Origin of the sequence: Kitasatospora sp. NPDC057500 (assembly GCF_042802195.1) — a bacterium.
Classification (GTDB): Bacteria; Actinomycetota; Actinomycetes; order Streptomycetales; family Streptomycetaceae; genus Kitasatospora.
Map to the genome: position 1 here is coordinate 1 of NZ_JBHVER010000071.1, position 10,521 is coordinate 10,521.

Genomic DNA, 10,521 nt, shown 5'->3' on the forward strand with positions numbered 1-10,521 from the left:
CCGCGCTGCTGCTGGAGCGGATGCGGCACTGGCTGGACGCGTCATGACCGCCGGCCCCGGCCCCCGGGACGACACCGTGCGCGGCCCCGCCCCGCCGGACGGCGGGGCGGCCGACGCGGCCGTGGACGCCGGGGCCGAGGGGGACGCCGTCGCGCGGCGGCTGGCGGGCGCCGTGCGACGGCTCCAGCACGACACCGAACGGATGCGCGCGGAGGAGGGCACCCGCGCGCTGGTCGACCTCGCCACCGGGATGCTCGCCGAACGGCTGGCCGTCCCGCCCGCCGAGGCCGCCGCCCGGCTGGCCCGGCTCGCCCGGGAGGCCGGGGTCCCGGTCCTCACCCTGGCCGCCGACGTCGTCGGCCGCGCCGCCGAGCCCGGCCGCCCCGGCCCCGCCTGGCCGCCGCCCGAGCGCCCCGAACCGCCCGAGCGCCCCGGCCCCGCCTGGCCGCCGCCCGAGCGCCCCGAACCGCCGGAGGGCGCCGATCCGGCCGAACCGGCCCCGCCGCCCCTCGTCCGGGCCCTCGCCGCCGTATCCGACCTCGACGGCGCCGTCGGGGCCGTCCTGCGCCAGGGCGCGGCCCCGCTCGGCGCCCACGCCGTCCTGGTCTGGCAGCGGCTGCCCGCCGGCGCGCTCGGCCTCGCCGCCAGGGCCGGACTGCCGGCCGACGAGGCCGAGGCCTGGAGCCGGGTGCCGCCCGGCGTGCCGACCCCCGCCCAGCAGGCCGTCGCCACCGGCGCCGAGCACTGGCCCGAGGACCCGGCGCCCCCCGGCCCCGCCGTCGGCGGCCCCGACACGCCCCGGGCCGTCCTCCCGCTGCTCGACGACGGCCGCCGCCGCGGCGCGCTCGAAGTGCTCTGGCCCGGCCCCGCCCCCGCCCTCGGCACCCCGCAGCGCCGCCAGCTGCGCGCCCTCGCCGACCTCTGCGCCACCGTCCTCGGCCACCCCGAGCCCGCCGTCCCGCCCGACCGGCAGGCCGACCTCCTGGACGGCCTGCTCACCCCCGCCCTGCTGCTCGCCCCCGTCCTGCGTGACGGGCGGGCCGTCGACTTCACGATCCTGCGCACCAACCGCGCCTTCCGGGACCCGCTCGGCCGCCCCCGCAGCGGCCTGGACGGCACCTCCCTGCTGGAGGCCTACCCGGTGGCCTGCGCCACCGGCCTGCTGGAACCGCTGCTGCGCGCCCAGGAGACCGGTGAGACCCGCACCGACGACCGCCTCCACCTGGTCTTCCAGGGCGGCGGCATCTCCCAGCCCGCCACCCTGCGGATCGCCGTCGCCCCGCTCGACGGGCGGCTGCTGCTCAGCTGGCAGCGGGACGACGAGCGCTCCGGCGAGTCCGACCAGACCGAGCTGCTGCGCCAGGCCCAGCGCCTCGCCCGGGTCGCCGGGTTCGAGGAGCAGCCCGGAACCGGCCGGATCCTGTGGAACGCGGGCCTGCCCGAGCTGTTCGGCCTGCCGCCCGGCGCCCCGGCCGTCCCGCTGGCGCACCTCGCCCGGTACGTCCACCCGGACGACGAGCCGGCCGTGCGGCGGCTGCTGGACACCGTCCAGCACCGCCTGCGCACCGCCTCCGCGGTCTTCCGGCTGGTCCGCCCGGACGGCACCCAGCGCTACACCCGGGTGGTGGCCGAACCGGTCCTGGATGCCGACGGTGCGCTCAGCGCCGTGCGCGGCGCCTACCACGACGTGTCGGCGCAGCACTGGACGGAGGTCGCGCTCGGCGCCACCCGGGCGCGGCTGGCCGACAGCGAGCAGGAGTCGGCCGAGCGCGAACAGCTGGCGCTGCGGCTCCAGCAGGCCATCCTGCCCGCCGCGCCGCCGCCGCTCGGCGCCACCGGGCTGCACGCCGCCGTCCGCTACCGGCCCGCGGCCAAGCGCGAGCGGGTCGGCGGCGACTGGTACGACGTGCTGGTGCTGCCCGACCGGCAGGTGCTGCTGGCCGTCGGGGACGTGGCCGGCCACGGCGTCGGCGCCGCCACCGGCATGGTCGCGCTGCGGCACGCGCTGCGCGGGCTCGCCGTCACCGGCGCGGGCCCGGCCCGGCTGCTGGAGTGGGCGAACACGGTGGCCCTGCGCGAACCGGGGCAGGTGACGGCCACCGCCGTCTGCGTGCTGCTCGGCCCGGACGACGGCACGCTGCGCTGGGCCAGGGCGGGCCACCTGCCGCCGATCCGGCTCGGGCGGGACGGCGCCGAGGTGCTGCCGCTGCCGCACGGGGTGCTGCTCGGTGCCCTCGCGGACACCGAGTACGAGGAGTTCTCGGCCCGCCTCGCGCCGGGCGACACCCTGCTGCTTTACACCGACGGCCTGGTCGAACGCCGGGACCGCCCGGTCGAGGAGTCCGTCGACCACCTCATCCGGGCCGCCGGCCCGCCCGGCCCCGACCTGGAGCGCTACCTGGACCTGCTGCTGGAGCTGAGCCCGGCCGACACCGACGACGACACCTGCCTGGTCGCCGTCCGCGTCGAGCCGGACGGGCCCGGCGAACCGCGTTAGGCCCGGGCCCGCCCGGGTAGGCGCGACGCAGCGGAGGGGAACGGACACCGAGGGGGCGAGGACGGAAGGGACACGCCATGCTGCTGTTCGGACTCCTCCTGGTCGCCGCCACGGCGGCCTTCACCGGGCTGCTGATCGCCGACAACCTGTCCGGCGGTCCGGAGTACCAGGTGACCATCCTGGGCAACGACCTGGTGACCCTCAACAGCCTGGGCGTCTTCCTCGCCGGGCTGGCCCTCGCACTGCTGTTCTGCCTGGGCCTCGCGCTGGTCGGCGCGGCCCGCAAGGCCCGGACCGGGCCGCCGCGCCGCACGACCCGGCGTGAACGCAGGGCGGCGGCCGGCGAGACGCGGGCGCCGCGCACGGACGAGCGCCTGGCCGACGAACGGATGGTCACCGAACGGATGGTCACCGAACGGCCTGCCGACGAGAGGCCGGCCGCCGACCGCTGAACATCGAGGAGGAACGACCGCATGCCCAGGGCCGCGCCGCCCGCCACCGACCTCCACGGAACCCTGACGGTCCTCTGCTTCCCGCTGTCGGCCCGCCCCGGCATCACCGCCGAGGCCCGGACCCGCACCGCGGACTGGCTGGACGACACCACCGAGCGCGCCGTCGTCACGGACGTCGTGCTGCTGGTCTCCGAACTGGTGACCAACGCCGTCCGGCACGCGGGCGCCCCCGGCGCCCTGCTGCTCGCCCGCGACGAGAGCCTGCTGCGGATCGAGGTGACCGACAGCAGCCCGCGCCCGCCCCGCCCCCGCCTGCGCCGCCGCCCGGAGGACCTCGGCGGCCTCGGGCTCTTCCTCCTCACCCGCCTGGCCCGCCGCTGGGGCTGGTACCGCGACGGCCCCGGCAAGGCCGTCTGGTGCGAGGTGTTCCTCCCGCCGCACCGCCCCCTCCCGGCCTGCTGAGACAGCGTTGGCCCCGTCCCCGGGGCAGCCGCATAGTGAAGGCATGAACACCGGACCGGCGCAGGACCGGCTGCTGTCCGAACAGCGCGCCTACTACCGGGCCCTCGCCCCGGACTACCCCGACCACCTGCGCGACCTCCCCGGCGGCGCCGAGCTGAGCGAGGCGCTCGACGCGTTCCGGCCGGCGGGCAGCGTCCTGGAACTGGCCTGCGGCCCCGGCACCTGGACCCCCCGGCTGCTCCGCCACGCCGGCGACCTCACCGCCGTCGACGCCTCCCCGGAGATGCTCGCGATCGCCGCGAGCCGCGTCCCCGCCGGCGCCCCGGTGAGATTCGTCGAGGCCGACCTGTTCGGCTGGGAGCCCGACCGCCGCTATGACGTCGTCTTCATGGGGTGCTGGCTCTCGCACGTGCCGGCCGGCCGGTTCGAGGCCTTCTGGTCCCTGGTGGCCGCCGCCCTCGCGCCGCGGGGCCGGGTGTTCCTGGTCGACGACCGCTACCGCAATCCCGAGGAGCTCGTCGAGGGCCCGGCGTCCTCCACCATCGAGCGGCACACCCCGGACGGGACGGCCTACCGGATCGTGAAGGTCCCGTACGAGCCGGCGGAGCTGGAGAAGCGGCTTCGCGGACTCGGCTGGGCCATCACGGTCACGCCGACGGCCGGCCCGCTGTTCTGGGGTGCCGGCGGCCGGGCGGGGGAGAGCGCCGCGGACGACCGGAAGCCCGCCTGACCTGGCACTGCCCCGGGCCCTGATGCCCGGGGGCCTGCGTCCGGGCGGTCCGCCGTCCGGTAGATTCTGCGGACTGTTGATCGGCACACGAAGCGGCTGCGGGCTGCGGGTTTCGGTACGGGGGCGCGGCATGCGGTCGGGGCGGGAGCGGGAGCAGGGGCGACGGGTGGCCGACCTGCTGGAGTGCTGGCGGGCGGTCGAGCTGTTCAGCCCGCCGGGCATCCCGGAGGTGCCGCGCAAGCGGCGTGCGGGCAGGCCCCGGGCCTCCGACACGTTCGTCGTCGACCTCACGCCGGCGGCCGGTCAGGACGCCCCGGTGCTGCCGTGGTCGGCCGAGCATCCCGACACGGCGCCGTGGCGGGCGCCGCGCGGGATGGTGTGGCGCCACGAGGTGTACGGCGGGCTGTTCGACCTGGAGCTGCTGCGGCAGGCGATGATCGCGGTGTTGCCGGCCGGGACCGAGCCCGATCCGGGGGTGCCGCAGGAGGAGTTGGTGCTGTCGGGGCGCAGCGCGGTGTTCGCGCTGGTCCTGGACGAGTACGGGCGGCCCGTCGACGGGACGTCCGTGGTGTCGGCGTGCGCTTGGGCGACCGGCCGGCTGTTCGACCCGGGGCCGTCGGCGCCGGGGTGGCTGGACGGCTTCGAGGAGCTGGGCGAGGCCTTCGCGGTGGCGGTGGGGCAGTTGGCCGCCGCACCGATCACGTACGCCGCCGCCGGGAGCCGGGCCGCGCGGGAGGCCTCCCACGGTGTCCGGCCGGCGTCCGGCGCCGACGCCGTCGTGGCCCGGGGCTGGCGGCAGGTGCTCTCCGAGGTACTGGGCGGGGCCGCGGTGGCGGCGGTCGGGGTGCTGCTCGGTGACATGACCGGGGCCGCGATCCAGGGCGCCGCGGACCCCCTGGTGCGCAGGGTCGCGGACTGGGTGGCGGCCCGCCGTCCGGCGCAGGACGGCGCCGCGGCGCAGGCCGGTGCCGACACCGCGACCGTCACCGCGGCCGTGGCCGTGGCCGGGACCGAGGCCGGGACCGAGGCCGGGACGGAGTCGACGGTCCCGGCCGCCGCACCCGCCGACACGGCCCGCAGCGTCGCCTTCGCCGACCTCGTCGCCCTGACCGCCCAGATCGCCCACCTCTGCGGCGTCCAGGACCGCCTCGACCCGCGCGAGATCCGCGTCTGCAGCCGGCTGGTCCGCCTGCCGCGCGACCCCGAGGCCAGGCCCACCGCCGCGCAGCCGTTCCTCAACAGCCTCCTGCCGCCCGACCTCGCCCGGGTCCGCGCCGCCCTCGCCGACGGCGCGGACGGCCTCGGCCCCGCGCTGGACGCCTATCTGACCTCCCGCGCCGACCTCGCCGTCCACGCCCGCACCGACCTGCGCGAGGACCGCCGGGCGGTCCTGGACGGCGTCGACCCGGCCCTGGTGCCGGCGGGACGCTGGCCGGCGAAGGCGGCCTACCCGCTCGCGCTCAGCCAGCAGTTCGCGGTCAACCGGATGCTGGCCGACCGCGAGGGGACCGACGGCGGCCTGTTCTCCGTCAACGGCCCGCCCGGCACCGGCAAGACCACCATGCTGCGCGACCTGGTCGCCGCCCTGGTCGTCGAACGGGCCACCGTGATGGCCTCCTTCGAGCGGCCCGAGGAGGCGTTCGTCGGCCGGGCCTGGCGCGGAAAGGACCGGCAGGGCCGCCACGCCCGCTTCGTCGCGGCGCTCGACCCCAGGCTCACCGGCCACGAGATCGTGGTCACCTCCTCCAACAACGGCGCCGTGGAGAACGTGACGGCCGAACTGCCCGGCGCCGCCGCCCTCGACGAGCACTGGCACGACGGCCCGGACCACTTCTCCGACCTGGCCTCCGCCCTGCTCGACGGCGCGCCCGCCTGGGGCCTGGTGGCCGCCGTGCTCGGCAACAAGTCGAACCGGACGAGGTTCGCCCAGCGCTTCTGGTGGGGCCGGCTGACCGAGGAGGAGGCCGACGCGCGCACCGCCCGGGGCCTGCCCCCGCTGCGCGGCATGAACGCCGTCCTGGGGGACTGGGTGACGCCGAGCACCCCGAGGCCCCGCACCACCCGCACCGCGGACACGGCCCCCGCCGCCGGGCCCGCCCGACCGGTGCCCTCCTGGCCGCAGGCCGTCGCCGCCTTCGAGGCCGCCCGGGCCGAGGTCGAACGCCTGCGCACCGAACGGGCCCGCCTCGCCACCGCCCTGACGGACACCGCGGCGGACCGGGGCCCGCGGCGCCTCGACACCCTGCGCGCCGCCCTCGCCCTGGCCGACCGGCGCACGACGCAGGCCGAGGCCCGGCACACCGAGGCGGCCACGGCCGCCGCCACCGCCCGGACCGCCGCCCTGACGGCCGAAGCCGCCCGGGACGCCGCGATCGGGGACATCCCCCGGGCCCGGACGGCCCTCGCCGAGGCCCGCGCCGACCTGGCCGCCGCCCGCGAACGGGCCGCCCACCACCGCGAGTACGTCGAGGCCCTGACCGCCCGCCAGGACGCGTCGGCCGCCGCCGGACCCGGCCTGCGCTCCGGGCTGCGCCGCCTGCTGCGGACCGCCGCCGAACGCCAGGCGGACGAGGCGCAGCAGGAACGCACCCAGGCCGAGATCCTCGACCTGCTGGTGCGCCGGCGCTCCGCCCTGGAGGACGCCGACGAACACCTCGCCGACTGCGTGCGCGCCGAGCAGCTCGCCGCCGACGACCTGCACACCCGCTCCACCGTCTCCCTCGCCGAGGCCTCCGGGACCGCCGACCGGGCCCGGGCCCGCGAGGCCGCCGCCCGCACGGCGGAGGCCGCCGCCCTGGAAGCCGTCCAGCGGGCCCGGCACGAGGCCGAGGCCGCCCGGCGCGACCTGGACGCCGCGAGCGCCGGCCTCGACGCCGCCCACCGCGTGCTGCGCCGGGCCGCCGCCGACCTGCCCTCGCTGCCCCTGGAGTGGGCCCACCTCGACGACCGGGAGCAGGAACTCGGCTCGCCCTGGTCCGACGAGGCCTGGTGCACCGCCCGCAGCGACCTGTTCATGCGCGCCCTGGACCTGCACCGCGCCTTCGTCGCCGCCAACGCCAAGCGGGTGCGCGGCAACCTCCTCGTGCTGACCGAGCTCATGGCCGGCACCAACGGCCCCGTCCCCGACGAGGAGGTCCTGCGCGCCTGGCAGACCCTCTTCCTCCTCGTCCCCGTCGTCTCCACCACCTTCTCCTCCATCGGCAGCATGTTCGCCCGACTCGGCCGGGGAGCCATCGGCTGGGTGCTGGTCGACGAGGCCGGGCAGGCCACCCCGCAGGCCGCGGTCGGCGCCCTGTGGCGGGCCCGCCGGGCCGTCCTGGTCGGCGACCCGCTCCAGCTCGAACCGGTGGTCACCATGCCCGCGGCCCTCCAGCGCCGCCTGCTGCTCGCCCACGGCGTGGACGAGGAGTGGCTGCCGTCGGCGACCTCGGCCCAGGCGGTCGCCGACCGCGTCAACCGCTACGGCACCTACCTGCCCGACCCCACCGGCAGCGACGGGTCCACCGTCTGGGTCGGCTCGCCGCTGCGGGTGCACCGCCGCTGCGAGGAGCCCATGTTCACCGTCAGCAACGACGTCGCCTACGGCGGCCTGATGGTCCACGGCACCCACCCCCGCCCCTTCCCCGACGAGGACCACGACGGCCTGCTCCCCAGCCGCTGGCTCAACACCCCCGACCCCGCCCGCGACGGCGACGCCCCCTGGGGCGAACGCGACCGGCGCGCCCTGGAGTTCGTCCTCGGCCGGCTCGACCGGCACGGCGTCACCCCCGAACGCCTCCGCATCATCGCGCCCTTCCGCGCCCTGGTCCGCGAGGCCCGCGAGACCTGCGCCGAGGCCGGCTGGAGCGCCGAGCAGCTGGACGAGCGCTGCGCCACCGTCCACCGGGCCCAGGGCAAGGAGGCCGACGTCGTCATCCTGCTGCTCGGCGGCAACCGCCCCGGCGCCCGCGCCTGGGCGGCCGGCAGCCCGCACCTGCTCAACGTGGCCGCCAGCCGGGCGAAGCGGCGACTGTACGTGATCGGCGACCGCGCGCTGTGGGCGCCGCTGCCCCACTTCGACGTCCTGGCCGCGGAGCTGCCGACCTACGACCACCTCCGCGACCGGGACACCTGGCCCCTGGACGGACCTAACCCTGCTTGACCGCGGAGATGTCGAACTCCAGGACGACCTTGTCGCCGACCAGGACGCCGCCGCCCTCCAGGGCCGCGTTCCAGCTGACGCCGAACTCCTTGCGGCTGATCGTCACCGAGCCCTCCAGGCCCACCCGCAGGTTGCCGTACGGGTCGACGGCGTTGCCGGTGTACTCGAAGTCGATGGTGACCGGACGGGTGACGTCCTTGATGGTGAGGTCGCCGGTCACCCGGTAGTCGCTCTCCGAGCGCGGGTCGACGGAGGTGGTGCGGAAGGTGATGTCGGGGAAGTTGGGGGCGTCGAGGAAGTCGTTGGTACGCAGGTGCTGGTCGCGCTGCTCGACGCCGGTCTCGATGCTCTGCGCCTTGATCGTCACCTGGCCGGCCGACTCGGCCGGGTCGGAGCCGTCCAGGTGGGCGGTGCCCTCGAACTGCCCGAACGAGCCCCGGACCTTGGTCACCATGGCGTGACGCGCCACGAAGCCGATCCGGGTGTGGGCGGGGTCGAGCACGTAGTCGCCGGTGAGGTCGGCGAGTGAAGCGGACATGCGGTGCCTCCGTGGGTGGTGTGGGTCCGTCAGGACGGCGGCGCGGCGAGCCGGGCCGCGCACTCCAGCATCATCGCCGAGCAGGGCGCGGTCGCCCGGGACCCCGGGGCGCGGGTCGCCGGGTCACGGCGCGCTCGGCGGCGTCCCCCCTCGCTGGGGCAGGATCCGCTCGCGGTAGAAGCCGAAGCAGCCCTCCTGTCCGTCGCCGCAGGTCACGGCCCGTTCGACCAGCGCTTCTGGCGAGGCCGGCCGACCGGGGAGGAGGCCGACGCGCGCACCGCCCGGGGCCTGCCCCCGCTGCGCGGGGGGGGGTGAACTCCTCACAGGACAGGAAGCAGCCGAACGCGGTCACGGCGGCCCCGGTTCGTCGGTCGGAAGGAGGGCCGCCGACACGGCTGACCGCCTCTCCTGGTCCCAGACCCCGCCGCTACTCCACCCCGGTGACCTCGGCGACCTCCGGGGCCTCGGGGAAGGAGTGGTGCTCGTGCGCGACCACCCAGCGGCCGTCCTGCCGACGCAGCCCGAGGGTGAGCCGCAGCCGCTGCGCCGGATGGTCGGCGAGGTCCTGCGGCGTCCCGCAGCGCAGCAGCGCGTACGCGAAGGCGACGTCGGAGCCGGCCGTGACGTCCAGCGACTCGATCGCGAACACGGCGCCGCGCGCCTGCCACTCGAAGAACGGCGGCCAGACCGCGCGGTAGGCGTCGATGCCCCGGACGCCCTCGTAGGGCGGCGGCACGTCGAACATGACGACGTCCGCCGCGTGGTCCGCGAGCACGGCCGCCAGGTCGCCCCGGTGGACCGCCGCCGCCCACGCCTCGATCAGGGCCCGGATCTGTTCCTCGTCGCTCGTCATGCCCAGGATGCTGCGCCCGCTCCGCCGCGCCCGCAACGCGGGACGGGCGCTCGCACCGGTGGCCCGGGAGGAGGTTCCTCCCGGGCCACCGCCTGTTCGGCCGGTCAGGACAGGGTGAGCAGACCGCTCGGGCGGACCAGGATCGGCAGCAGCCAGTCGAGGTCGATCAGCGACGGCCCAGGGGTGAGAGCGGCCCCCAAGCCGTTCGGCAGAGCCGGGAGCCCGCCCAGCGGGTGGCTGCCGGGAGCGTTGCCGCCCTGGTAGGGCCACTGGCCGTAGTAGTCATGGCCGTAGTAGTCGTGGCCGTGGCAGTCCTTCTCGCACGGCGGCCTGCACCGGGCGAGCGCGGAGGAGGGCGGTGTGGTGACGGGCGTGCCGCCGGGGCCGGGGAAGGTCGCGGTGACGGTGTTGACGGTGTCCTCGCCGATCAGGCTGGAGCAGTAGAACGTCATCGTCTGGCCCGCTGCCAGGTCGAACGTCCCGGCCGCCACCTCGCAGGCCGCCTCCTGGGCGTCGTTCAGGGTGATCCCGGTCAGGTCCACCGTGCCGGTATTGGTGACGGTGATCCGCCAGAACGCCTGGCACTTGTCCGGTGCGCACAGTTCCTCGGGCGCGTTGCCCTTGTGCAGCGTCGCCTCCTTGCCCCACGGCCCGGTCCCGCCCTGACCGCAGTCGTCGGCGTCGCCGGACTGGCAGACCTCCTTGTCGACGTTCAGCGACGGGGTGCCGCCGGTGACCTGGACGTCGGCCGAGGAGGGTGGTGTGGTGATGGGGGTGCCGTCGGGGCCGGGGAAGGTGGCGGTGACGGTGTTCATGGTGAGTTGGGTGATGTTGGGGAGGTTGCAGTA

Annotated in this window: 7 protein-coding genes and 1 pseudogene; 5 read left to right on the forward strand and 3 right to left on the reverse strand. The window is 76.9% G+C overall.

Annotation, left to right across the window (positions count from 1 at the left end; all coding sequences use genetic code 11):
* Nucleotides 1-43 precede the first annotated feature (43 nt).
* The 5 genes from ACFU74_RS17360 (at nt 44) to ACFU74_RS17380 (ending at nt 8,282) form a co-directional block, all read left to right on the forward strand.
* Nucleotides 44-2,497 (forward strand): PP2C family protein-serine/threonine phosphatase, encoded by a 2,454-nt coding sequence (locus ACFU74_RS17360; protein WP_380757397.1) that lies wholly within the window; start codon nt 44-46, stop codon nt 2,495-2,497.
* Nucleotides 2,498-2,574: 77 nt separating this feature from the next.
* A complete protein-coding gene (locus ACFU74_RS17365) occupies nt 2,575-2,949 on the forward strand; it encodes a hypothetical protein (RefSeq protein WP_380757398.1) in 375 nt (124 codons plus the stop codon).
* A 21-nt stretch (nt 2,950-2,970) separates the two neighbouring features.
* On the forward strand, nt 2,971-3,411 hold the full coding sequence (locus ACFU74_RS17370) for an ATP-binding protein (RefSeq protein WP_380757400.1): 441 nt from the start codon (nt 2,971-2,973) through the stop codon (nt 3,409-3,411).
* Between the two features lie 43 nt (nt 3,412-3,454).
* Nucleotides 3,455-4,141 carry a class I SAM-dependent methyltransferase gene (locus ACFU74_RS17375; protein ID WP_380757401.1) on the forward strand — a complete coding sequence of 229 codons (687 nt, stop codon included), beginning with the start codon at nt 3,455-3,457 and terminating at the stop codon, nt 4,139-4,141.
* Nucleotides 4,142-4,271: 130 nt separating this feature from the next.
* Nucleotides 4,272-8,282 (forward strand): AAA domain-containing protein, encoded by a 4,011-nt coding sequence (locus ACFU74_RS17380; protein WP_380757403.1) that lies wholly within the window; start codon nt 4,272-4,274, stop codon nt 8,280-8,282.
* On the opposite strand, the gene ACFU74_RS17385 is transcribed toward ACFU74_RS17380, so the two are convergent.
* The 3 genes and pseudogenes from ACFU74_RS17385 to ACFU74_RS17395 form a co-directional block, all read right to left on the reverse strand.
* Nucleotides 8,269-8,820, reverse strand: a complete 552-nt coding sequence (locus ACFU74_RS17385; protein ID WP_380757404.1) for a YceI family protein — start codon at nt 8,818-8,820, stop codon at nt 8,269-8,271. The genes ACFU74_RS17380 and ACFU74_RS17385 overlap by 14 nt on opposite strands.
* Before the next feature lie 427 nt (nt 8,821-9,247).
* The gene (locus tag ACFU74_RS17390; protein ID WP_380757406.1) at nt 9,248-9,673 is read right to left on the reverse strand and encodes a YybH family protein; all 426 of its coding nucleotides are present in this window, start codon (nt 9,671-9,673) and stop codon (nt 9,248-9,250) included.
* Between the two features lie 104 nt (nt 9,674-9,777).
* Nucleotides 9,778-10,521, reverse strand: a pseudogene (locus ACFU74_RS17395) (hypothetical protein); the annotation flags it as partial.